We start from the raw sequence: 21,266 nt of genomic DNA on the forward strand, positions 1-21,266 counted from the left end.
CCAAGAGTGACCCCTTCACCGCTAGGCAGATCAACAACTTGGCTCGCCGATCGGCGGACCCTGATCGATTTAAATTTTCACGCAAATGAAGTGCCATTTTCGACCTTTGGCCTGTCTGCTGCCTATTTGACCGGGAGTTGGCCGGCAGATGTAGGGTCGGCGTCATTGTCCCTGCTGCCCTCGGTCAAAGATTTGACCAGCGATGCTTTCACGCTCGCGACGTGCTCGCGCATCAACATCTCCGCCCGCCACGGCTCGCGGGCAATGATTGCCTCATAGATCCGGTGATGATCGTCGTGCCGGCGGCGAACGTCGCGATGCTCGAAGGCAACGATGTTGCGGCTCGACGACACCGGCACGTGATGGCAGATCCGGATCATCTCGGCCAGCATCCGGTTGCGCGCGGCGGCGAGCAGAGTGTCGTGGAAGTCACCATTGATGTCGCGATAGATCGTAAGATCGCCGGTTTCGAACGAGCCGCGCTCCAGCAATCTGTCTCCGTCGCGAAGGCTGCGCTCGATCGTCGCTTTTTCGTCCGGACTGAGGCCGCGTTCCGCGGCAAACCGCGCCGCAACTCCTTCGAGCGAGGCGCGGATCTCATAGGCATCGACAATAGCATCGAGCGGAAATTCGCGCACGGTGAAGCCGCGATTGGGCGCGTAATCCAGTAATCCCTCGCCCGCGAGCGCTTGCAATGCGGCGCGCACCGGCGTGCGCGAAACCGCCAGCGTCCGGCTGAGCCTGACTTCGTTGAGCCGCTCGCCGGCAGCGACCGAGCCGTTCAGGACGGATTCCCGGATCTGGTCCATAACCGAGAGGGCTCGATTGCCAGCGCGCGATCCGCCGGTTGGCTCGAGAAGGGCTTGGTCTGCCATTGTAGGTGTTGCCTCTGAGTGAGTACACTTGGAAATGCAGCCGCAGCATTCGACCATAAGCTCTCTGAAAAATCCATACTTAGCTACACAATTACCCTGCCTCGACACTGGGCGTGGCGCGGAAATGATATGCAACAGCCAAAGTGTATGTAATTTTGATTGACTCGGTGCTGCCTTCAACGAAACATGGAGCCTCCAACGATGGTGAAAATGACGTAGGTCCGATGGCGACGGCGAATCCGAGCATCAGCGAGAGCGCAATCGAGCAGATCACCGCTGACCGCGGTCCGCATTACGAGCCGTTCGGCTGGCATCACTGGCCGGAACATCCGTGGCTGGCTTATCAGTTCCGTCGCGGCCTTGGCGAAACCCAGGAAGGGGGCGGCAGCGTCAGCGAGGTAATGCAGGCGGGATCGCGGATGATTCCGGGTGATCTGGAAAGCTGGCACGCCGAGTGGATGCGGATTGCCGACCGCAATTGGGATCGCGGGCTCGCCGAAGAAAAGTCCGGTCACATCCGCACCGCGATGAACTGCTTCCTGCGCGCGGCAGATTATTACCGGCAGGCTGAATTCCATCTTGAACCTGACGATCCGCGCCGGCTTCCCACTTTCGAGAAGATGGAAGGCTGCTCGCACAAATTCATCGGTTACCTCAATCCGCCCGGCGAGATCGTTGAGATTCCCTATGAGCCGGGCAAGCCGATCTGCGGCTATTTCATTCGCGCGCCGTTTCCCGGCGACAAATTGCCGGTGCTGATCTGCATGGGCGGGCTCGATTCCATCAAGGACGAGATGTGGTTTATGCAGGCTCATGGCTGCCTGCAGCGCGGCATCTCGGTGCTGATGATTGATGGGCCTGGACAGGGCGGCACGCTGCGTCGCCACAAGATCGTTACCCGCGCGGATAGCGAAGTACCAATCGGCAAATGCATCGACTGGCTCGAACAGCGTCCCGACGTTGATGAGTTACGCATCGCCGTGTGCGGATCGAGCCTCGGAGGCTACTACGCGGCGCGCGCGGCGTGTTACGAGCCGCGATTGGCGGCAGCTATTTCGCATGGCGCGATTTGGTCGGTGCACGACATGTGGGGCACCAAGGGCGACGACTTCGGTCTTGCCATGCACATCCGCTGGGTGTTCGGCGCGAAAACGATGGCCGAGGCACATGCGCTGATGAAGCCGTTCACGCTGAAGGGGCATCTCGAACACATGGCTTGTCCCTATCTGGTGCTGCACGGCGGCCACGACGTGCTGACGGTGACCGCGGCGCGCAGCACCTACGATTATGCCAGGGCGCATGGCGTTGACGCGACGATGCGGGTGCTCGACCCCGAGGAAACCGGCGCCGAGCACTGCCAGCACGACAATCCAACCATCGGCCAGGAAGTGCTGGCCGATTGGCTCGCCGATCGCTTTGGAATCGATCAGCGTGCTTTGTTGAGAACATCCATCAATCCCTTGATATGAGGCGCGAAATGAATCTCGGTGTCGATCATCCCAGGGTCGCTGTGGTCGCGATCGACCTGCATCGTGGTCATCTCGATATGGCGGTGGCGACCATGCCGACCACGCCCGAGGTCGCGACCCGGATCATCGCCGCCAACCAGCGGCTGTTCGACTGGTGCCGCAGCGTCGATATTCCGATCGTCCATCAGGTGACATCCTATCGCGACGCCGACGAAATTCGCGCCAATCCGTTCTGGCGCACCCGCGCCGAGGACCCGACCGCCACCCGCAAGAACGTGATGCGTCACAACATCATCGGTGGACCCGGCTGCGCGGTGATGCCGCAGTTGCTGGATCCCCGCGATTTCGTCGTCAACACCAAGAAACGGTACGACTGTTTCCTCGGCACCGATCTCGATTTCCTGCTGCGCTCGCACGGCATCAACACCCTTCTGATCACCGGCGTGAATACCAATTCCTGCGTGCTGGCGACAACGACCGCGGCCAATGTCCGAGATTACGCGGTGATCGTGGTCGAGGACTGCGTCGACAGTATGGACGGACCCGAACTTCATGCCGCGGGCCTCGCCTGCATCAAGACAGCCTTTGGCTTCGTGATGGGCACCGACGCGGTGATGGCGCTCGACGGGCTTGCCCCGCGCCGGAACAGTGCTGCATGACCGCTCAGATTCCCAACCGACCGAAGAGTAACTTCCTATGACCGACCCCATGATCCCGCGCGACCGCTGCGACTATTCCGCCATCGTCGACCGTCCGGCGCTGAAGCTGCCGGGCGGCGCCCGCATCGTGATATGGACCATTGTCAATCTCGAAGTCTGGGACATCGGTAAGCCGATGGCACGGCAGGTACTGCCGGCTCCTACAGGTATTTCGCTGCTGCCGGATGTGCCGAACTGGAGCTGGCACGAATACGGCATGCGCGTTGGGGTGTGGCGTTTCTTCGATCTCTACAAGAAACTCGGGATCGCGCCGACCCTCTCGATCAACGCGCGGGTCTGCGAGGATTATCCGCGCGTGGCGCAACAGGCCAAGGATGCCAACTGGGAATTCATGGGCCACGCCTATGAGCAGGGGCCGATCCACAAGGAGCCGGACCAGAAGGCGATGATCGATCGCTCGATGGGCGTGATCGAAAAATTCACCGGCAAGCGGCCGGTGGGCTGGCTCGGACCCGGCCTGACCCAGACGCTGGAGACCCCCGAATACCTCGCTGGAGCCGGCGTCAAATATATCGGCGACTGGGTCTATGACGACGAACCGACTGTGATCCGTACCGCCAAAGGGCCGCTGGTAACGCTGCCCTATACGGCGGAGTTGAACGACATTCCGATGATGATGGTGCAGCACCACGAGAGCGATCATATGCTCAAGCGCGCTATCGACAGCTTCGACCGGTTGTATGAGGAGAGCAGGGATCGGCCGAAGATCCTGTCGCTCGCGATCCACCCTTACATCAGCGGACAGCCGTTCAGGATCAAGTATCTTGAGGCGATCTACGACTACGTGAACAAGTTCGAGGGCGTCGTGCATTGGAATGGCGAGCAGATCCTCGACTGGTACAACGGGCAGACCGCCGTGCAGCCGGGATCGAAGGCGTGAGCGCCGCAGTCCAGCGCGTCCTGCCGGCGATCCCGGCCACCGAAGTGCCGGTTGTGGGCGGCGGTTTCTTTCCGGTTCGCCGGGTCTATTGCGTCGGCCGTAACTATGTCGACCACATCCGCGAGATGAAGGAAGCCGACGAACGCGATCCGCCGTTCTTCTTTCAAAAGCCGCGCGACGCCGTAGTGCCCAATGGCGCGCAGGTGCCCTATCCGCCGTTCACCTCCGATTTTCAGTTCGAGGTGGAACTGGTGATCGCGATCGGCTGCGGCGGGCGCGATATTGCTGTTGCCGACGCGCGCGATCATATCTGGGGTTATGCCGTCGGCATCGACCTGACGCGGCGCGATCGTCAGCGTGACGCGCGCGATCTGCGTCTGCCGTGGGAAGTCGGCAAGAGCTTCGACGCCTCCGCGCCCTGCGGCACCATCGCGCCGGTGCGCGATGCACGGCATTTCAAGGGCAGCAACATCACGCTCTCGGTGAATGGCATCGAGCGCCAGCGCGGCGATATCGGGCAGATGATCTGGAGCGTGCCCGAGGTGATCGCGCAATTGTCGAAGCAAGTCACGCTCGGCACAGGCGATCTGATTTATTCTGGCACCCCGGCGGGAGTGGGTCCCGTTATGCCGGGCGATCTGATTGCCGCCCATATCGAGGGGCTGCCGTCGCTTACCATCACCATCACTCCACTTGAGGCATGACCATGTTGCCCACCGAACGCATTGCCTATTCGCCGATTGCGACCCGTCCGCCGCTGAAACTGCCGAATGGCGCGCGGATGGCAGTGTGGGTGATCGTCAATGTCGAGGAGTGGGACGCCAAGCAGACGATGCCGCGCACCGTGCTGACGCCGCCGGCCGGCGGTTCGCCAACCCCCGACATTCCGAACTGGGCCTGGCACGAATACGGCAACCGCGTTGGCTTCTGGCGCATCCTCAAGGTGTTCGACGAATTCAATATCCCTGGCGTACTCGCCATCAACGGCTCGGCGCTCGCGGCCTATCCGCCGATCGTCGAGGCGGCGATGGCGCGCAATTGGGAGTTCATGGGCCACGGCTTCACCCAGCGCAACATGCAGAAAGTTGAGAACGAGCGCGAGGACATACGCAAGACCGCCGACGTGATCGCCAAGGCGACCGGTAAGCGACCGCGGGGCTGGCTTGGCCCTGGCCTCACCGAGACCTGGGAGACGCCGGACCTGCTCAAGGAGGAGGGTTACGATTATGTCGCCGACTGGGTGCTGGACGACCAACCAGTCTGGCTCAAGACCACCACCAAGCCTATCGTCAATGTGCCCTATACCCAGGAATGCAATGACGTCGCGATGATGCTGATCCAGCATCACAAGGCCTCGGAGTATTACGACCGCGCCATCGACCAGTTCGAACAGATCTACGACGATGCAGCGGATTCCGCCCGGATCATGGCGCTGGTTTTGCATCCCTACATCATGGGTGCGCCGCATCGCCTGAAATATTTCCGCCGTATCTTCGAAACCATCCGGAAGAAGCCGGACGTCGCGTTCATGACCGGAGAACAGATCCTCGACTGGTATCTCTCCGTGGGACCGAAACCGCCGTAGTCACGGATCAGGGATGAGTATCTTTCAACTCCTTAACGGATTGACCTTCGCCGCACTGCTGTTTGTGGTGGCGAGCGGCTTTACGTTGATATTCGGGTTGCTGCGCATCGTCAATCTGGCCCATGGCGCGCTGTATCTGTTCGGCGGTTACGTCGGCTTCACCGTCGCAGTAAAGACCGGCAGCTTCGCGCTCGGCGGTATTGGCGCCATGGTTGCCATAGCAGCGATCGGCTTCGTGCTCGACCAGGGTTTGCTGCGTTTTGTGCGTGGCAACGAGCTGCGTCAGGTGCTGCTGACGCTCGGCTTTGCGTTCGTGCTTAACGATCTGGCCCTGGTGATCTGGGGCGGCGACAGTTTTACGGTGCCGATCCCGCAGACGCTGCGCGGCGGCCTGCGTGTGTTCGGCGTATTTTATCCGACCTATCGTTTGTTTGTGTTGGTCACCGGCATCGTGCTGTTCGCAGCGCTTTGGCTCCTGCTGAATCATACGCGCCTCGGCGCCTTGATCCGCGCCGGCGTCGATGACGCCGAGATGGTGGAAGCGTCAGGGGTCAATATCCGCCGCGTGTTCCTTGTCACCTTTTTGCTCGGTTCGGCTTTGGCCGGCCTCGGCGGCTTGATGGGCGGCGCCTTCCTCTCGCTGTATCCGTCGGCCGATGCCGAGATCCTGGTATTCAGCCTCGCGGTGGTGATCATCGGCGGGCGCGGCAGCCTGGTCGGTGTTGGTGTCGGCAGCCTGCTGGTCGGCCTGCTCAACACGCTCGGCCAGGTGATGTTTCCGGAACTGGCCTATTTCGTGATTTTCGGTCCCATGGCGGTGCTGCTGGCATTCCGTCCGCTCGGTCTGTTCGGACGGGCCGCATGACGACGCCGGTCGCACCGAGGGTTTTGGGTGTTGCCGGAATGACCGGACGCGCGGCGCTGATCGCCGCCATCATTGTTGTCGCTGCCGCGGCCTTGCCGTTGCTGCTGTCGAATTATCAGGTCGGCCTCGCCACCGAAGTGCTGATCTTCGGAATTCTGGCGATGTCGATCGATATCCTCGCCGGCTTTGCCGGGCGCACCTCGCTTGGCCATGGCGCGATCTTCGGCGTCTCCACCTATGTCGTCGTCTACGCCACGACCCATGCCGGACTGCCGCCGGCGGTCGCCTTCGCGGCCGGCGTGTTGGCCGCCACAGTGGTTGCGGCGATCTTCGGATTGCTCGCGGTGCGCACCTCCGGTGTCTACTTCCTGCTGCTGACATTGGCGCTCGGCATGATCGTCTGGGGTATCTGCTTGCGCTGGACCCAGGTGACCGGTGGCGAAAACGGTATGCGCGGCGACGTTCGTCCGGCGGTGCTGCTGACCAACAGCACGTTTTATTGGGCCGTGCTTGCCAGCGCCGCGGTGGTAGCATTTGCGATGTGGCGGTTCGTGCGCTCGCCGTTCGGTCTGACGCTGCGCGGCATCCGCGACAGCGAAAGCCGCATGCGCAGCCTCGGCTACAACGTGCCGCTACATTTATTCATCGGCTTCACGGTGTCCGGATTCTTTGCCGGCGTCGCAGGCGCACTGTACGCGATGTTCAACAACTTCGTCAGCCCGTCTACCGTGGCGCTGGCGCAGTCAGTCGAGGGCGTGTTGATGATGATCGCCGGCGGTGTCGGCACGCTGTTTGGCGCGTTCGTTGGCGCCGCCGCGATCATCGCGCTGGAGAACGTGGTCAGCGCCTATACCGAGCGCTGGCAGATGGTGCTCGGCATCACCTTCATCCTCATCATGATCTTCGCCCCTGAGGGCATCATCGGCAAGCTGCGCGCCACTCTGACACGCAAGGTGCGTTAATCGAATGCTTTTACGAAAGGATATCGAAATGGACCGCAGGCAATTTCTGAAAAACACAACGGCCGCGTTAACCGTCGCAGGCGCGGGCGTCGGACCATGGCGCAGTGCCCAGGCGCAGGCAGGCCCGATCAAGATCGGTCTGCTCGCGCCGCTCACCGGCGTTGTCGCCTCGGGCGGCAAGGAGATGGTTGAGGGCGTGCAGTTCTATCTCGATCGGGTCAAGGGCGAGATGGGTGGCCGCAAGGTCGAATTGGTGATCGAGGACGACGCCTCCAACCCCGACACCGCTTTGCAGAAAGCACGCCGCCTTGTCGAGCAGGGCAATTGCCACATGCTGATCGGTAATCTGCTCGCCAACACCGGATTGGCGGTTGCCAACTACGTCAAGGGCACCGGTACGCCATACTTCATTCCGATCATTGCTGCAGACGACCTGACCCAGCGCCAACGTATCAAGAACGTGATCCGCGTCGCCGGGTACAGCGCCAGTGAATTCACCCATCCGCTCGGCGATTGGGCGCTGAAGCAGGGTTACAAGAAGATCGCAACCATCAGCCAGGACTACACCTTCGGCCACGAGCAGTGCGGCGGGCTCGCCCAGGTGTTCACCGAAGGCGGTGGCGAGATCGTGCAGCAGTTCTGGCATCCGCTCAACACGGCGGACTTCAGCCCCTATCTCGGCCAGCTCGCCGACCTTAAGATCGATGCGGTCTTTGCGATGGAGACCGGCGCGGATGCTACCCGCTTTATCCAGCAATATTCCAGCTTCGGCCTGAAGGCGCAGACGCCTCTGCTCGCCGCGATGAACGGCACCGACCAGTCGGTGATCCGGACGCTTGGCGAGGAATGCGAGGGCATCATCTCGCCGGCGCATTTCGCGGAGGGTTCGGACAATCCGGTGACGCAGGAGTTCGCCAAGGAATATGAGGCGAAGTACGGCAAGATCCCGTCGCTCTACGGTTTCTCGATGTATTCCGGCGTGATGTGGATCGACGCTGCGCTAAAGAAGATGGGTGGCAAGGTGGAGGGCCGCGACGCCTTCATCGATACCGTGTTGAAGACCGAACTTGATGGCTCACCGCTCGGCAAGGCCGTCAAGCTCGATGCCTACGGCAACCCGATTTACGACGTTTATATCCGCAAGGTCGCGAAGCGCGCCGACGGCAAATTCTGGAACGTGCCGGTCACCTCCTATCCGAACGTCTCGCAGTTCTGGAAGTACGATCCGGAGACCTACCTGAAGCAGCCGCCCTATTCGCGCACCTTCCAAGGCATCAAGAAGGCCTGATCCGTCGCTGACACCGAGACGCGGCCCCAATGGTCGCGTCTCGACTTTAATTGATCGCATTGGTGTCCACTTCGCCCGACGATCCTCTACCGGAAAATAAACTCGTGCCCGAGCCGATCCTAACGCTGACAGACGCTATGGTTGCCTTCGACGCGCTGCGCGCGGTCGACGGCGTCAGCCTGTCCGTGCCGCGCGGCCAACGTCGCGCCATCATCGGCCCCAACGGCGCCGGTAAGACCACGCTGTTCAACGCCATCGCCGGGATGGTGACGCCGACCAGCGGCCGGATCATGTTCGATGGTCACGACATCACGAAGCTGCCGCCGCATCGCCGCGCGCAGCTCGGCATCTCCCGCACCTTCCAGATCACCAATCTGTTTCCGACGCTGAGCGTGCAGGACAACATGGTGCTGGCCTTGCGCGGACTGTCGCCGCGCAAATTTTCGTTGTTCGGGAGGCCCGATACGGATTCCGTCGAAGCGCTGCGCATCGCCGCTGCGCTCGGCGCGGCCCGCATCGTGGAACGTGCCGATGTCACGGTCAAGCAATTGTCCTATGGCGAACAACGCCAGCTCGAGATCGCGCTTTCGCTTGTAACGACGCCGACGATGCTGCTGCTCGACGAGCCGGCCGCCGGCCTGTCGCCATCGGAGCGCTCAATGGTTGCGGAGATCATCCGGTCGCTGGATCGAGACATCACCGTGGTGCTGATCGAGCATGACATGGATCTCGCGCTTGGTCTCGTCGACTTCGTGACTTGCATGTTTGAAGGACGCATTCTGGTGGAGGAGGCTCCCGAGGGCATCCGTCGCAACAAGAAGGTCCAGGAAGTGTATCTCGGGAAGCCGCGTCATGCTTGAGGTTCGCGATCTGCACAGCGGCTATGGCGAGGCGGTTGTGGTCCGCGGTGTCTCGCTCGATGTCGGCGCCGGCGAGATCGTCGCGCTGCTCGGCCGCAACGGCATGGGCAAGACCACCTTTATCCGCTCGATCATGGGGCTGACGCCGCCGCAGATCCGCTCAGGCTCGATCACCTGGCGCGGCGAAAGTCTGGTCGGCCTGCGCCCGCACGACATCGCGGACCGCAAGATCGCGATCGTGCCGCAGGGCAGGCGGCTGTTTTCGTCGCTGACGGTGACGGAACATCTCACCATGCTGAAGGGAACGCGCGCCAAGGACGGCTGGACGGTCGAGCGCGTGTTTGGGATTTTTCCGCGTCTTGCGGAGCGGCGACATCACCGCGGCGGACAATTGTCCGGTGGCGAGCGCGGCATGCTCGCGGTCGGCCGCGCGCTGATGATGGATCCGCAATTGATCCTGATGGATGAGCCATCCGAAGGCCTGGCGCCGGTGATGGTGCAGCATCTCGAAGGCATCATTCTTGATCTGAAGCGCGAGGGGCTGTCGATCCTGCTGGTCGAGCAGAATCTCTACAGCGCATTGGCCGTCGCCGACCGGGTATACATTATCGAGACCGGGCAGGTCGTACATCAGGGTGATGCGAAAGAACTGAGCCAACATGCCGACCTGCTGTTCCAACGCCTCGGTGTGCAGTGAGCAAAGTTGCCAGCGAAGACCGGTTGGCTCCGGTCGCCGAACTGAATTGAGTAAAGTGAGCCGCATGCCTATCATCGATATGCACACCCATACCATCAGCAAACGCGTCGAGCCGCTGATCGCCGGCCAATACGATCCGATGGACAATCCCTATCGCCGCGACATGTCGCCGGAAAGCCGGGCCACCGACGCCGAGCAAGGCAAGCTGTTGCCGAGGCTGATGCTCGACGTCGCGGCGCGCCGCGAGGTGATGCAGCGGATGGGCGTCGATTTTCAGGTCATCGCACCGGCGCCGGCGCAGCAGCATTATTGGGCCGCTGAAGAATTGCAGGTGGCCCTGTCGCGGGTTCAAAACGAGGATGTCGCCGCATTGGTTGCCGAAGACCCCGGGCATTTTGCCGGCATGGGTACATTGCCGATGCGGTTTCCCGCCCGAGCTATCGAGGAAGCCGTGCATGCGGTCGAGACGCTCGGCCTGCGCGGCTTCCAGATCGACACCCGCGTCGAGAATCTCGAATTGTCGAATGCCGCCTTCGATCCGCTCTATGCCCGGCTGGCGAAGCTGCGCGTGCCGTTGTTCGTGCATCCGCTCGGGTTTTCGCATGGCCAGCGGCTGGGAGAGTTCTTCATGGTCAACAGCGTTGGGCAGCCGATCGAGGAAGCCATCGCGATCTCGCATTTCATTCTCGGTGGCGTGCTCGATCGACATCCCGAACTCGACCTGGTAATAGCCCATGGCGGCGGCTTCTATCCATTCTATGCCGGTCGCATGGATCACGCGTGGAAGGTTCGTCCCGAGGTGAAACGCCTCGCCGCAGAGGCTCCATCCAGTTATCTGAAGCGGTTATGGTTCGATACTTGCGTGTTTCGCACTGACCTGACCGAGGCGCTGGTAGCGATGGTTGGCACTGAGCGGCTGATGTTGGGCTCCGATTTTCCTTTCGACATGGGCGATGACGATCCGGTGGGCTTGGTGAACAGGGCGCGGTTATCGGAAGCCGATCGAGAGAAGATCACCTTCGGCAACGCCAGCCGTCTGTTCAAGATATCGAAAGTCGGCGCATAGCGCCTTGATGTCGGGCCGCGCGATTGGCTCGCTCACTTCTCCGGCTGACAACGCTGGTCAAACGAAATCGGCACGGCACGGCCAACGGAAGGTTTTCGGATCATGTATCGTGCCCGCGCGGCTAGTCTAGAGCTGAATTACGATAGGATAGCAAATCATGGCTGCGACCTGTCTCTTGTTTTAAGAGACTGTTAGCAGAACTGGCTTCCATTTTTCCAAACCATCCCCTATTAGGGAATTTCGTCTTGGTTGATGTCGCCGAGGGAGCAACAAATTGCTTATTAAAGGACTGCACCACATCGGCGTGCCTGTCCAAAATATGGACCGCGCAGAAGCGTTCTATGTCGGAATTTTAGGCCTCACGCCCTGCGAACAAAAGCCAAACTGGCTTTTCGCAGGGGACCATTTTTCGGTTCACCTGATGCCGTCCCGCCCCGACCTTGAACAAGTGAACCCGGCGAGGCACTTCACCCTGGAGGTCGCCCGGCTCGAAGAGATCGCCGGCTTGCTTCTGACGCACGGCCTGCGCCCGTATCAACTCACCGTCGATCAAGCGCGTCGGCGCGACATCACCTCGGCCGATGAACCGCTTGATTTCGGAATTGGCACCATTTTCGTCGAGGATCCCGACGGCAACACCGTGGAATTCCTCCAGCGCGATCGCGGGATCACGGCAGAGATCCTCGGATCGGCAGCGTAGCCCCGCCGGAAGCGGGAGAAGAGTTCGGCGGCAAGAACGCTCGCGGCTCCGTCAACGAGACGTGAAACCAGAGTGATGAGTAGGCGGCCGGCTGTGCCTGTCGTAAATTAAGTCCGGACATATTGGCGATGCAGTCCGCCCAAGATTGGGCGACAAAGAATGTGCCCGGCGCGATCGACGGCACGCGAGATCGGTGCATCTTTCGCCAGGGATAGATGCGTGCGGGCCCCATTGTAATATTTCATGTACGACAGCAGCAGGTGACGGAGGTGGCGCTCGCTGAACACAACAACGTGGTCAACGCATTCCCGTCGGATCGAACCGATCAGCCTTTCGGCATATCCATTTTGCCAAGGGGAACGCGGCGATGTTGGTCGGTCGCGAATGCCCATCGATCGAAGTCTACGGATAAAGACCCCACCATAGGCCCCGTCCCGGTCACGAATGAGATAGCGGGGAGCCTGTTCCCACCCGCAGGCTTCGGCATTGTGATGTAAAATGCATCGTCGCTTTCTCCTGAAGCGAGTACTTCGGCCACAACTTCATCCGCGCGGGGAAACGCGCGCACTCTCTCGCTCTGGCGCATTTCATGCGCCAGAGTTCTTTGAAATCCGCATCGACAGTGGTGCCTGTTTTCTCCCAGTATTTGAGAACGACCGGGTCCCCAGTGCGACGATCGATGGCGCGAATGACGGCGGATTTCAATGCGGCCGTGTTAGGGGATGACAGAAACGTTTCCTCAAGCTCGAAGCGTTGCGCGAGAGTATCGGGCTGTCGTTTCGCTTTGGTCGGAGGCATGGATTTTCCTCGCCATCGGGTGTTGCCGGATTGAAGGTACGGCGTGGCCGCTTGTGGTCGAATCAGGCCCCCGAAGGGAGTGTCCAAGATCTCTGTTTCTTGTTTGTTCGCAAGTTCGCAATAGGATCGTTTGCTTAACAGTAAGGGCTTGCAAAACCTGCCAAATGGCAGTATATAGACTGCCAATATGGGAGCTTGACCGTGAGTTACGCATTGCGACCGGCCGTGGACTCAGGGCAGGCGGCGGTAATTCCGAACCTCTCGGACGCTGATATCCGTGAGCGGTTGACGCCGGCTGCCGTCGACGGGGTGGTTCGGCTCGCCGAAATCTGGCGGTTGACCAGTGCCGAGGTCTGCGCGCTGCTCGGCGATGTCTCTGAACGCACCTGGTTTCGGATGAAGAAGGGCGAGTGGTCTGGCGCGCTGTCGCACGACACGCTCACCCGTGTCAGTGCACTCATCGGGATTTTCAAGGGCCTGCGACTGCTGTTTTCCGAGCCGCTGTCGGACGAATGGGTGCGTTTGCCTAACAAGGGACCGCTATATGGTGGTCGGCGTCCGCTCGATGCGATGATCCAAGGTGGCATTCCCAAGATGCTTGAGGTTCGCCAGCATATCGATGCCCTGCGCGGCGGTCTTTGAATGGCGTTGCCGGCGACGTTCGATGTGACTCAGCGCGACACGATGCGATTGATTTCGACCGGCCGCCTGAAAGATCCTGTGCTGCTGCCGCTTGCCGCCAACCACGGTGCACTTGAAGATCTTGCTGCGCTGGAGAGCGTCACCAACGGCCGGCTGCAAGCGCAGGAGACCGGCCTGCCGAACCTGGACCCGCGAGAGCTTGTGTTCGGTCGCGCCGGCTACACCTTCATCAACGCGGCCTTTACACATACACGGCCGGGCGGCAACCGGTTCAACGATGATAGTCGCGGGGCGTGGTACTGCGCGCTCGAATCGGAGACTGCGGTCGGCGAGGTCTCATACCATCTCACCCGTGAACTCGAAGCAATCGGACGTTTCGAGAACGTCACTGACTATGCTGAGTTGATCGCCGATTTCTTTGGTGCGTTCCATGATCTGCGCTCTTCCGATTTTAGCGCTCATCGGGCTCTCCACGCCGATCCGGCAATCGCGTACCCAGCGGGCCAGGCCCTCGCAAAGCAGCTTCGCCAAGAAGCTGCCAGTAACGGCATTATCTACCCTTCAATCCGGCACTCTGGGGGAACCTGCCTCGCGGCATTTCGTCCCGATCTCGTCCAAAACTTGCGGCAAGGGAGGATCTGGCGGCTCGAATGGCAAGGTATATCAACACCGACGGTGACGCAGCAAGGTCAGTAGCAGATATGAAAAGGGAGCGTGCTACTCTCACAGGCCCACACCAACGAGCCTCCCATGAGCCGAGACCCAGATAATTGGTACGAGGAGGAATACTGGGAAGAAATCGGTCGTCAGGAGGACCTCGCCGAGGCGATCAAGAATCTATCCCATCAGCCCATCCGCGACTTCTTGGGCACATACGGAGACGCCATCGACAATCGTCTCCGCGCAGAAACACGGTTTGTAACTGCCGAGGCATCATCGTTTATCCAGATTGAGGCCCACTGCGCGGTCCAGCGCATCGCCAAAAGAGGCGCAGCACGACCGTCATGGTGGGCGCCGCGCCAGGTTCAAGTTCCAGGCCTTGTCCAGATTGCGGGCCTCTGCCAGCGCGGCCGCGCTCGGTAAGAGGGTCGACTCGAGGTCGGTCTCGGTGAAATCGGCGCCGGCGAGATTGGCGTTGGAGAGGTCGGCTCCCGCAAGGTCGGCGTGGTTGAGGTTGCAGTTCGCCAGATTGGCATTCTGCAGCTTCGCGAATTCGAGATTGGCGCGCGAGAGATTGGCGCCGCTCAGATCCGCATTCCTGAGATCGGCGGACTTTAGCACGCCACGCATCAGGCCCATCGATTGGTTGCGCATGTCCGCGCTGAGATCGGCGCCGGCAAGCTTGGCCCCGATCAGGCTGGCACCGGAAAGATCTCCGGTTATTCGCGCGCCGCTCAAATCGGCACCGCCAAGCTTGGCGCGTTGCATCTGCGTGCTGAGCAGCGATGTCTTGACGAGGGACGCCTCCGTCAAATCCGCGTCGATCAGCCAGGCTTGGTTCAGGATGGCCCGATCGAAGCGCGCGCCTCTCAGATCTGTCCGATTGAATCTTGCCAGGCGAAGATTGCTGCCGGAGAAGTCGAGGCCCGAGAGATCGAGGTGCGACAGCCGCTTTCCTTCCAAATCTGCAGAGCGTTGGTCCCCGGGGCCTTGAGGCGCCGCCTTGAGAAGCGCGTCGACCTCGGTGCGCGTCATCTCCGATGTCGACATTTCCGGACTGTTGAGGTCGACATAGCGCAGCAGATCCTGCGACACGGCGTCATAGGGATGAACCAGCAGCGCCGCCATCGACACAAGGGAAAATGCGAAACGAAACAGCATCGCGTTTCTCGGCCTGCGCAGCTTTAATTGTAGCACGAAAAATCGGCACCGTCTCCCGCAGATTTCGCGTTGGCTGCGCTGTTACGTTAACCCGTTGTGAGCTGGCGACACGCCAAACTCAATAAAAATGGCGCGGGTGACTGCTTCGTTCCAAACCAATCTCTTACTTAGAGTCAGGAACGAAAGTATCTGCTACGTAGTTTCTATCGACCGAACCAAACCGTATAATAGTGTGCGTATAAATCCAGCCACCCGGCACCCTGAAACGAAATATGGTTTCGTCATACTGGCCGGTGACATGATCTTTAAATACTTCTTCGTGGGTGTGGAGCTTTTGCTCAGGCATGAGCGTCTTTCGAATACCGCTGCAATAGCCACCAAAATCAAGCCGCGAGGCGGTTGACTTGCTCACCGTTCGATAGACGGCGGTTGTCCTCTCTTCAAGAGCTACCGTCAGCATACCGCAAAAGGGACGCACCGGCAATGCAGTGATGGATGCCAATCTCCGCGCGGCACATACACGAGAAAGATTCCTCCATTTGGTGCAAGCGTTTTTTTTCGAATAGGCTTCTTGGTGGTTGATACGGTCAACCTCAAACCGTTCCTGTGGTTGTCGCGGATGTTTCTAATCCAGTCGATTGATGAGGCGGCGGGCTTGTGCGTCGCGTATTCGGCTTCGTACCGACCGGTGGAGAAGTGTCGACCACAAACGGCGCAGGGAAATAAAACAGGAGTTCTGTCCATGATCGAGGGGATCAGCGCTATCACACTAGGCACCCACGAAATGCCACGAACTGTCCGATTCTACCGCGCGCTGGGGTTTGAGGTCCTGCATGGCGGCGAAGAGTCGTCCTTCACCAGCCTTCGAGCAGGGGTGAGCTATCTTAACCTCATCGTCCAGCCTGCCGAGCGGCGCTGGTCTTGGTGGGGACGCGTAATTTTCTACGTCACCGATGTTGACGCACTTTACAACCGTGCGCTCGCAGCGGGATACCAGCCGGCTACGGTGCCCCGCGATGCCGAATGGGGTGAGCGCTTCTTCCACCTGGTTGACCCCGACGGCCACGAACTCAGTTTCGCTCGGCCTTTGCTCCCGGTTTCCGTCCAATAGCATCTCGAAGCGGCCTGCCATTCCAAGGGGGGCCGGGAGAGCGTATGGTGCTCCGATTATCCGCTGAACCTGGGAGGCATTCATGCAGTTCAGGACAACCGGACTATGGTTGCTCGGCGCGATGGTGCTTCCCGCCCCCGCGACCGCACAAACGACCCCTGCTGCACCGGCAATTACCCGAACAGTGGTCGCCGAAACCAAACTGCCGACCGTCACGGACGTGCCGCTGCATTTCAAAGCGGTGAGCATCACTCTTCAGCCGGACGAGAAGAGCGGCGTCTCGGCGGCCAACGGCATCCTCTACCAGATGTCAGGATCGACCGAGGTCGCGCTCGATGGCGAGACCAAAACGCTCAACGCCGGAGATGGGCTGTTTATCGCCGGCGGAAAGACCGCGGCGCTAACGGCGGGCAGCAGAGCGCCATCAACTTTCCTCCACTTCTTCCTTGTCTCCGCTGTGGACTTGGGTCGGCCTGTCGAAACGGCGCCTGCCGCCGCGAGAGAATTATATCGTACAGCAAATCCGATTCCCGACCTGAAGCCAGGCGGTTATGATCTCAACCTCACACGAGTCACATTTCCCGCGCAGATGCCCTCCAACCTGCCGCATCATCGGTCAGGAGCGGCTCTGTACTATATTGTCTCCGGCACTGGAGCCAACACGATCGACGATAAGACAGAAGCAAGGGGACCAGGTTCCTTGATCTATGAACCATACGCCCTCGTGCACCAATGGGGAAACCCAGGCAACGAGCCGTTGATATTCCTGGCCTTCAACATCAATCCGGAAGGTGTTGCAGCCGTGCTTCCGGGCGCACCAGCAAACAAACAATAGCTAACGGAGGGCGGCCCACCGCATCCGGAGCGCCGTTTGAGATGAATTGGCCAATTTGAGTCATGGTGGCAACGAACGGTCGCACCGTCACCGTGTTCGGCGGAACCATCGTTCGGAATCTTCGCTCTCGCGGATTTATCCGATGTTCGGCCTCGGCCTGACCAGATTGCAGCCGGTGCTGCCGCCGAGCCACCTAAAAGCGCCATGAACTTGCGCCGTCGCATATCCGCCCCTAAGGTCAGGAGGCAGCACCTTACCGGCTTAAACGAGAGCTTTAATAGGGGCTACCGCCTTCGATTAATCGTCCGCAGTGCACAACCGATGTCCGCTCCGGATCCAATCGCGTCACTTTGGCCGTGTGACGGTAACTTCCGGTTTGCACCCGACTCCGGGCGCGGCATCGCAATAACGGACGCGATGTGCCCAAAACCGACCTTTGCGGGAATAGCGGCCTTTGGCGCGAAGCGAACATACGTCCAGACGACGAGGTCCGAAAAGCGTCAAAAAGGCGGCACAGTACGAATTCTCAGGTGTGCGATCCGCGTTATGGGTCGCACGCAAGGAACGGCGCAATGACCAGTGCGACTTGAGCTGCAAACTCCTCATACACTGAGAGCTTGCCCCGTGTAATACAGACGCTTCGCACACCGTCAATCGTCGCGAGCGCTTCCATCTCTGCACGCGATCGTGGCGGCGTCTGATCCCCATGGATCATCAGCATCTGGATCGCCGCCTGTCGCGCCAGAGCCAGAAATTGTTCGCGTGTTTCGACCGGATCGAGCTCTCCGGTCACAAACCGGATTGATACAAATCGAGATCCACGAGCCCGAGCGACCGCAAGTTTTTCGCGCTGCCGTTCATCGCTCAGCCACGCCGGGTCCGCGTAGACGTGCCCGGCGGCCATGAAGCGAACGACGACGCGATTAACGTTCAACTTGTAGAGCAGGAATCCGAGTACCGGCAGGTCGACCAACTTGCAAAGTCGTTTAAAGAACGGCCGGCGCCCGTTCATCATGGTCGGCAACGGCCCGCGCCAAGTGGGAGCCAGCAGAACAAGCCGCCCGAACGAGCCGGGCCGAGTGCAAACGTGAGCGAGTGCATAGGTTGCCGCGTGCCCCGCTGCAATGACGGCATGCGGGCAAGGCGCCACCGCTTCGAAAATGTATTCCAGGAACGCCGCATAAGCGGCGGGTGTCCAGTCAATCGCAGGGCGCGCCTGGTCGCCAAAACCCGGCCAATCGATAGAAATCGTGCGGTAATGCGAACTCAGGCGCTGCTGCAGCGGCCACATTTCGCGCCGGGTCGAGATCGAGCTCAATGCGGGCAGCAGAAGGACCGTCGGCCCTTGCCCACTGGTGTCAAAGCCGAGGTCGATGGTGTTGCCGCGCCACGTCCATGTAAGCTGTGCTGAATGCATGCGAAAAACGCGGCTCCCAATACATGGAAGGCACTGATGTCATGGACCCGTAGAGTGCTACTCCGCTCGTAAGCTGGGTCAACTCATCTGCATGTGTCAGACTGCGGTCGCCCGCATAGTGCTGTTCGCGGCCGCCAGGGATTCTGGTATGCAGGCAAACAGTGGGATGCACCTCAGCCGCGCACAATCTTGCGGTCACTAGATCATAAGAACCTCGGCTTCCACGAACATAGACCTTAGCTGCGGCGCCTCTACAGCGCTATCGTGTCCCCAAAATCGAACGGCACGCCGCGCTCGCGATCGTCGTTACACGGTAGTCGCAGAATTCGCCCATTCTGAACTGGCGCTCGCTGGTGCCGCTGATCATATGCGGCCAGAACTCGCTGCCGGTGTTTTGCACCGGCATCGTTCTCTCGTTTGTGCGCACGCTGCTATCGAAGCGAGCCTGAACTCGCTCTGGGTTCAGATTTTCGTTGACACCTTGGGTGTATTACTCATGACAGCAGTGGCATATTACTGGACCTGGCCTAAGCGGCGCTATCCCATCCTTCCTTTACCCGGCTCGAACTGGCAGAACGCCGTGCCATCCAAGCCCGTTTAGATTGAGGCTTTTGCGGGCTTCTCTTGCGTTACACCCGGATCAGCTCAAAGAGGCAATTTTACTGTAACCCGAAGTCCCGACCGGCCAATGCCTGTGATGTTCTCAAGCGCAATTGAGCCTCCCAGCCCATCCACAACCCGCTTCACGATCGATAGCCCAAGGCCGGTGCCTTCCACCTCTTCGCGAGCTCCACGAAAAAACGGTTCAAAAATCCGATCCATATCGCCCGATTCGATGCCAGGTCCGCTGTCCTCGATTTGCAGAATCGCCGCGCCGTCCTGCGGGTAAACCCCGATGTCCACGTTTCCGCCTTCAGGCGTATAGCGGAGCGCGTTGTCGAGCAAATTGCGGATCATCGCCGCAAGCATGACCGGCTCGCCGGGCACTGCAAGCGGTTCGACCAGTTCGAAGCCGAGATCGATGTTACGGTTGAGCGCCTGCGGCAAGAGATCGGCCACAACCTCCTTTGCCACTTGATCCAGCGAAACCTGCGGCATTTCCCCCCGACCGAACGGATGGGCCTCTTGCCTTGCCAGCGCCAGCAATTGCTCGAGCAGGTGCTTAGTGCGGTCCATGCCTTGCCTGAGCGCTGCGAGGCGATGCCGCGCCGCCGCAGGGAGGTCAACCGGGTCGAGGTTTTCGGCCTGCAGGCTGAGCGCGGCAATCGGGGTGCGCAGCTCGTGCGCGGCATCGGCGATGAAGCGGCGCTGCTGATCCATCATCAGCCGCATTCGCGCAATAAGTCCATTGATAGAGGCGATGAATGGATGCAGCTCGCTCGGCGTGCCCTTCAGCGGCAATGGGCTCATGTCGTCGGCGCGCCTAGCGTCGAGATCGCTGGCCAGCCGGACCATTGGGCGCAGCGACTGCGCAATCAGGAGGGCCGTGACCAGCATCAGGCAGGGAATCAGCGCGGCGATCGGAACGAGCGTGCGCAGCGCCATGTCGCGGGCCGTCTCGTCGCGAACGGCGGTCGGTTGTGCCACGGCTAACCGGCTTCCGTCCGCGCGCGTCCGCAGTAGCACCCGGATCGGCTGGCCGGCGCGCGTTGCAACATGCAGACCGTCCTTATAGCGCCAGAGTTGGCGGTCGTCGGCTGAGTCATGCGGCGCCTTCCCCAATTCCATGATCCATACCTCGGCGTCCTCCTCGACGCCCGGAAGGGGTTGGCCGCCGCTGAAACCGCTATTTTGAGCGAGGCTCGCGATCTGAGTCAGGATGGAGTCCTGCATCTCGATGGCCTCGTCGAACGCCCAGTTAAAGGCGAACATGCCGCCGATCGCGCCGGTCAATATGATGATGGCGGTCAGCCCGATGAAGAGACGTCCGCGCAGCGACCTTATCATGACGGACGGTCTACCATCCACCCGACCCCGCGCACGTTGCGAATCGCCGTGGCCCCGAGTTTCTTGCGGATGGTGTGGATCAGAAACTCGATCGCGTTGCTTTCGACCTCCTCATTCCACCCATAAATCTGCCGTTCGAGCTCGCTGCGCGACAGGATGGTGCCCGGCCGCGCCAAGAGCGCCTGCAGCAGGGCGAACTCGCGCGCCGTGAGCTGCGCTGTCTGGCCGAGGTGCGAGGCTTCCCGGGTTGCCGGATCGAGGCGGAGCTTTCCATTGGTCAGCAGCGCCGACGCGCCAGAGCCCTCGCGGCGCAGCACAGCGCGCATCCGTGCCAGCAGTTCGCGAACTTCGAAGGGCTTGACCAGATAATCGTCGGCGCCGAGATCGAGCCCATCGATCCGGTCGTCGACGCCATCCCTCGCGGTCACGATGATGACGGGAAGCCGGCGCCCAAGCGCGCGCAGGTGCCGCAGCACGTCCCGGCCATCGGTCATCGGCAGGCCGAGATCGAGCAGCGCCAGCTCGTAGGCTTCGTTTTCGGCTGCATGGATCGCAGTCGCGCCATCCGTTACCCAATCGACCGCATAGGCCGCATCTTTGAGCGCCTGCTCGACAGCCGCGCCGATCATCCTGTCGTCCTCGATCAGCAGAACGCGCATCCTCGTTTTCCTTCGAGATGCCGGAGGTGGGCCGGCCTGGTTGTTTCCCTCCCGACTTAGCGCAGACTTA

At 60.6% G+C, this 21,266-nt stretch carries 26 protein-coding genes; 17 read left to right on the forward strand and 9 right to left on the reverse strand.

The features are described 5' to 3' along the window. Positions 1–122 precede the first annotated feature (122 nt). Positions 123–875 (reverse strand): GntR family transcriptional regulator, encoded by a 753-nt coding sequence (locus B5527_RS02790; RefSeq protein ID WP_172842461.1) that lies wholly within the window; start codon positions 873–875, stop codon positions 123–125. Positions 876–1,099: 224 nt separating this feature from the next. On the opposite strand from B5527_RS02790, the gene B5527_RS02795 reads away from it, so the two are divergent. The 12 genes from B5527_RS02795 to B5527_RS02850 all read left to right on the forward strand — a co-directional run bounded on the left by B5527_RS02795 (position 1,100) and on the right by B5527_RS02850 (position 11,966). Beyond that, the gene (locus B5527_RS02795; protein WP_079599933.1) at positions 1,100–2,344 is read left to right on the forward strand and encodes an alpha/beta hydrolase family protein; all 1,245 of its coding nucleotides are present in this window, start codon (positions 1,100–1,102) and stop codon (positions 2,342–2,344) included. An 8-nt stretch (positions 2,345–2,352) separates the two neighbouring features. Next, positions 2,353–3,003 carry a cysteine hydrolase family protein gene (locus B5527_RS02800; RefSeq protein WP_172842462.1) on the forward strand — a complete coding sequence of 217 codons (651 nt, stop codon included), beginning with the start codon at positions 2,353–2,355 and terminating at the stop codon, positions 3,001–3,003. 37 nt (positions 3,004–3,040) lie between these two features. Continuing rightward, entirely contained in the window at positions 3,041–3,943 is a 903-nt protein-coding gene (locus B5527_RS02805) for a polysaccharide deacetylase family protein (RefSeq protein WP_245332479.1), read from the forward strand. After that, the gene (locus B5527_RS02810) at positions 3,940–4,647 is read left to right on the forward strand and encodes a fumarylacetoacetate hydrolase family protein (RefSeq protein WP_079599935.1); all 708 of its coding nucleotides are present in this window, start codon (positions 3,940–3,942) and stop codon (positions 4,645–4,647) included. The genes B5527_RS02805 and B5527_RS02810 overlap by 4 nt, the downstream gene beginning before the upstream one ends. Positions 4,648–4,649: 2 nt before the next feature. After that, complete coding sequence (locus tag B5527_RS02815) at positions 4,650–5,528, forward strand: polysaccharide deacetylase family protein (protein ID WP_079607008.1); 879 nt, start codon at positions 4,650–4,652, stop codon at positions 5,526–5,528. A gap of 13 nt (positions 5,529–5,541) precedes the next feature. Then, positions 5,542–6,393: a branched-chain amino acid ABC transporter permease gene (locus B5527_RS02820; protein WP_079599936.1), complete on the forward strand. Its 852-nt coding sequence runs from the start codon at positions 5,542–5,544 to the stop codon at positions 6,391–6,393. Next, the gene (locus B5527_RS02825) at positions 6,390–7,355 is read left to right on the forward strand and encodes a branched-chain amino acid ABC transporter permease (protein WP_079599937.1); all 966 of its coding nucleotides are present in this window, start codon (positions 6,390–6,392) and stop codon (positions 7,353–7,355) included. Before B5527_RS02820 ends, B5527_RS02825 begins: the two co-directional genes overlap by 4 nt. Positions 7,356–7,383: 28 nt before the next feature. Continuing rightward, the gene (locus tag B5527_RS02830; RefSeq protein ID WP_172842463.1) at positions 7,384–8,643 is read left to right on the forward strand and encodes an ABC transporter substrate-binding protein; all 1,260 of its coding nucleotides are present in this window, start codon (positions 7,384–7,386) and stop codon (positions 8,641–8,643) included. 104 nt (positions 8,644–8,747) lie between these two features. Further along, positions 8,748–9,503: an ABC transporter ATP-binding protein gene (locus B5527_RS02835; protein ID WP_154071971.1), complete on the forward strand. Its 756-nt coding sequence runs from the start codon at positions 8,748–8,750 to the stop codon at positions 9,501–9,503. Further along, positions 9,496–10,200: an ABC transporter ATP-binding protein gene (locus B5527_RS02840; RefSeq protein ID WP_079599940.1), complete on the forward strand. Its 705-nt coding sequence runs from the start codon at positions 9,496–9,498 to the stop codon at positions 10,198–10,200. The genes B5527_RS02835 and B5527_RS02840 overlap by 8 nt, the downstream gene beginning before the upstream one ends. A gap of 64 nt (positions 10,201–10,264) precedes the next feature. Then, positions 10,265–11,266: an amidohydrolase family protein gene (locus B5527_RS02845; protein ID WP_172842464.1), complete on the forward strand. Its 1,002-nt coding sequence runs from the start codon at positions 10,265–10,267 to the stop codon at positions 11,264–11,266. 274 nt (positions 11,267–11,540) lie between these two features. Further along, positions 11,541–11,966 (forward strand): VOC family protein, encoded by a 426-nt coding sequence (locus B5527_RS02850; RefSeq protein ID WP_154071972.1) that lies wholly within the window; start codon positions 11,541–11,543, stop codon positions 11,964–11,966. Between the two features lie 107 nt (positions 11,967–12,073). Here B5527_RS02850 and B5527_RS46040 read toward each other — a convergent pair whose 3' ends face one another. Continuing rightward, entirely contained in the window at positions 12,074–12,358 is a 285-nt protein-coding gene (locus B5527_RS46040) for an integrase core domain-containing protein (RefSeq protein WP_079599943.1), read from the reverse strand. A 46-nt stretch (positions 12,359–12,404) separates the two neighbouring features. After that, positions 12,405–12,764, reverse strand: coding sequence for a hypothetical protein (locus tag B5527_RS43350; RefSeq protein WP_154071973.1), 360 nt, complete (start codon positions 12,762–12,764; stop codon positions 12,405–12,407). Positions 12,765–12,965: 201 nt separating this feature from the next. On the opposite strand from B5527_RS43350, the gene B5527_RS02860 reads away from it, so the two are divergent. Together B5527_RS02860 and B5527_RS02865 are read left to right on the forward strand one after the other, a co-directional pair. After that, positions 12,966–13,406: an antitoxin Xre-like helix-turn-helix domain-containing protein gene (locus tag B5527_RS02860; protein ID WP_079607009.1), complete on the forward strand. Its 441-nt coding sequence runs from the start codon at positions 12,966–12,968 to the stop codon at positions 13,404–13,406. Next, the gene (locus B5527_RS02865) at positions 13,407–14,102 is read left to right on the forward strand and encodes an RES family NAD+ phosphorylase (protein WP_079599944.1); all 696 of its coding nucleotides are present in this window, start codon (positions 13,407–13,409) and stop codon (positions 14,100–14,102) included. It begins immediately after the preceding gene. A gap of 306 nt (positions 14,103–14,408) precedes the next feature. Here B5527_RS02865 and B5527_RS02870 read toward each other — a convergent pair whose 3' ends face one another. Further along, complete coding sequence (locus tag B5527_RS02870; RefSeq protein WP_079599945.1) at positions 14,409–15,227, reverse strand: pentapeptide repeat-containing protein; 819 nt, start codon at positions 15,225–15,227, stop codon at positions 14,409–14,411. A gap of 163 nt (positions 15,228–15,390) precedes the next feature. Beyond that, the gene (locus B5527_RS02875; RefSeq protein ID WP_154071974.1) at positions 15,391–15,729 is read right to left on the reverse strand and encodes a hypothetical protein; all 339 of its coding nucleotides are present in this window, start codon (positions 15,727–15,729) and stop codon (positions 15,391–15,393) included. Positions 15,730–15,969: 240 nt separating this feature from the next. Here B5527_RS02875 and B5527_RS02880 point away from each other — a divergent pair, with 240 nt between their 5' ends. Next, on the forward strand, positions 15,970–16,338 hold the full coding sequence (locus B5527_RS02880; protein ID WP_079607010.1) for a VOC family protein: 369 nt from the start codon (positions 15,970–15,972) through the stop codon (positions 16,336–16,338). Between the two features lie 82 nt (positions 16,339–16,420). After that, entirely contained in the window at positions 16,421–17,173 is a 753-nt protein-coding gene (locus B5527_RS02885) for a cupin domain-containing protein (RefSeq protein WP_079599947.1), read from the forward strand. Positions 17,174–17,717: 544 nt separating this feature from the next. On the opposite strand, the gene B5527_RS02890 is transcribed toward B5527_RS02885, so the two are convergent. After that, positions 17,718–18,590, reverse strand: a complete 873-nt coding sequence (locus tag B5527_RS02890; protein WP_079599948.1) for an alpha/beta hydrolase — start codon at positions 18,588–18,590, stop codon at positions 17,718–17,720. Positions 18,591–18,849: 259 nt separating this feature from the next. After that, on the reverse strand, positions 18,850–18,996 hold the full coding sequence (locus B5527_RS46045; protein ID WP_245332481.1) for a hypothetical protein: 147 nt from the start codon (positions 18,994–18,996) through the stop codon (positions 18,850–18,852). On the opposite strand from B5527_RS46045, the gene opgC reads away from it, so the two are divergent. Then, the gene (gene opgC, locus B5527_RS47500) at positions 18,956–19,039 is read left to right on the forward strand and encodes an OpgC domain-containing protein (protein ID WP_425305087.1); all 84 of its coding nucleotides are present in this window, start codon (positions 18,956–18,958) and stop codon (positions 19,037–19,039) included. The two genes, B5527_RS46045 and opgC, sit on opposite strands and share 41 nt — an antisense overlap. Positions 19,040–19,235: 196 nt before the next feature. Here opgC and B5527_RS02895 read toward each other — a convergent pair whose 3' ends face one another. Together B5527_RS02895 and B5527_RS02900 are read right to left on the reverse strand one after the other, a co-directional pair. After that, positions 19,236–20,483 carry an ATP-binding protein gene (locus tag B5527_RS02895; protein WP_245332482.1) on the reverse strand — a complete coding sequence of 416 codons (1,248 nt, stop codon included), beginning with the start codon at positions 20,481–20,483 and terminating at the stop codon, positions 19,236–19,238. 50 nt (positions 20,484–20,533) lie between these two features. Then, entirely contained in the window at positions 20,534–21,196 is a 663-nt protein-coding gene (locus B5527_RS02900) for a response regulator transcription factor (RefSeq protein WP_079599950.1), read from the reverse strand. Between the last annotated feature and the right edge of the window lie 70 nt (positions 21,197–21,266).

Origin of the sequence: Bradyrhizobium erythrophlei (genome assembly GCF_900129425.1) — a bacterium.
GTDB lineage: Bacteria > Pseudomonadota > Alphaproteobacteria > Rhizobiales > Xanthobacteraceae > Bradyrhizobium > Bradyrhizobium erythrophlei_C.

Excerpts from the sequence above, each read along its gene's own strand:
- B5527_RS02790 (WP_172842461.1), bottom strand. The coding sequence starts at position 875 with ATGGCAGACCAAGCCCTTCTCGAGCCAACCGGCGGATCGCGCGCTGGC.
- B5527_RS02795 (WP_079599933.1), top strand. The coding sequence starts at position 1,100 with ATGGCGACGGCGAATCCGAGCATCAGCGAGAGCGCAATCGAGCAGATC.
- B5527_RS02800 (WP_172842462.1), top strand. The coding sequence starts at position 2,353 with ATGAATCTCGGTGTCGATCATCCCAGGGTCGCTGTGGTCGCGATCGAC.
- B5527_RS02805 (WP_245332479.1), top strand. The coding sequence starts at position 3,041 with ATGACCGACCCCATGATCCCGCGCGACCGCTGCGACTATTCCGCCATC.
- B5527_RS02815 (WP_079607008.1), top strand. The coding sequence starts at position 4,650 with ATGTTGCCCACCGAACGCATTGCCTATTCGCCGATTGCGACCCGTCCG.
- B5527_RS02820 (WP_079599936.1), top strand. The coding sequence starts at position 5,542 with ATGAGTATCTTTCAACTCCTTAACGGATTGACCTTCGCCGCACTGCTG.
- B5527_RS02825 (WP_079599937.1), top strand. The coding sequence starts at position 6,390 with ATGACGACGCCGGTCGCACCGAGGGTTTTGGGTGTTGCCGGAATGACC.
- B5527_RS02830 (WP_172842463.1), top strand. The coding sequence starts at position 7,384 with ATGGACCGCAGGCAATTTCTGAAAAACACAACGGCCGCGTTAACCGTC.
- B5527_RS02840 (WP_079599940.1), top strand. The coding sequence starts at position 9,496 with ATGCTTGAGGTTCGCGATCTGCACAGCGGCTATGGCGAGGCGGTTGTG.
- B5527_RS02845 (WP_172842464.1), top strand. The coding sequence starts at position 10,265 with ATGCCTATCATCGATATGCACACCCATACCATCAGCAAACGCGTCGAG.
- B5527_RS46040 (WP_079599943.1), bottom strand. The coding sequence starts at position 12,358 with ATGGGCATTCGCGACCGACCAACATCGCCGCGTTCCCCTTGGCAAAAT.
- B5527_RS43350 (WP_154071973.1), bottom strand. The coding sequence starts at position 12,764 with ATGCCTCCGACCAAAGCGAAACGACAGCCCGATACTCTCGCGCAACGC.
- B5527_RS02865 (WP_079599944.1), top strand. The coding sequence starts at position 13,407 with ATGGCGTTGCCGGCGACGTTCGATGTGACTCAGCGCGACACGATGCGA.
- B5527_RS02870 (WP_079599945.1), bottom strand. The coding sequence starts at position 15,227 with ATGCTGTTTCGTTTCGCATTTTCCCTTGTGTCGATGGCGGCGCTGCTG.
- B5527_RS02880 (WP_079607010.1), top strand. The coding sequence starts at position 15,970 with ATGATCGAGGGGATCAGCGCTATCACACTAGGCACCCACGAAATGCCA.
- B5527_RS02885 (WP_079599947.1), top strand. The coding sequence starts at position 16,421 with ATGCAGTTCAGGACAACCGGACTATGGTTGCTCGGCGCGATGGTGCTT.
- B5527_RS02890 (WP_079599948.1), bottom strand. The coding sequence starts at position 18,590 with ATGCATTCAGCACAGCTTACATGGACGTGGCGCGGCAACACCATCGAC.
- B5527_RS46045 (WP_245332481.1), bottom strand. The coding sequence starts at position 18,996 with ATGCCGGTGCAAAACACCGGCAGCGAGTTCTGGCCGCATATGATCAGC.
- B5527_RS02900 (WP_079599950.1), bottom strand. The coding sequence starts at position 21,196 with ATGCGCGTTCTGCTGATCGAGGACGACAGGATGATCGGCGCGGCTGTC.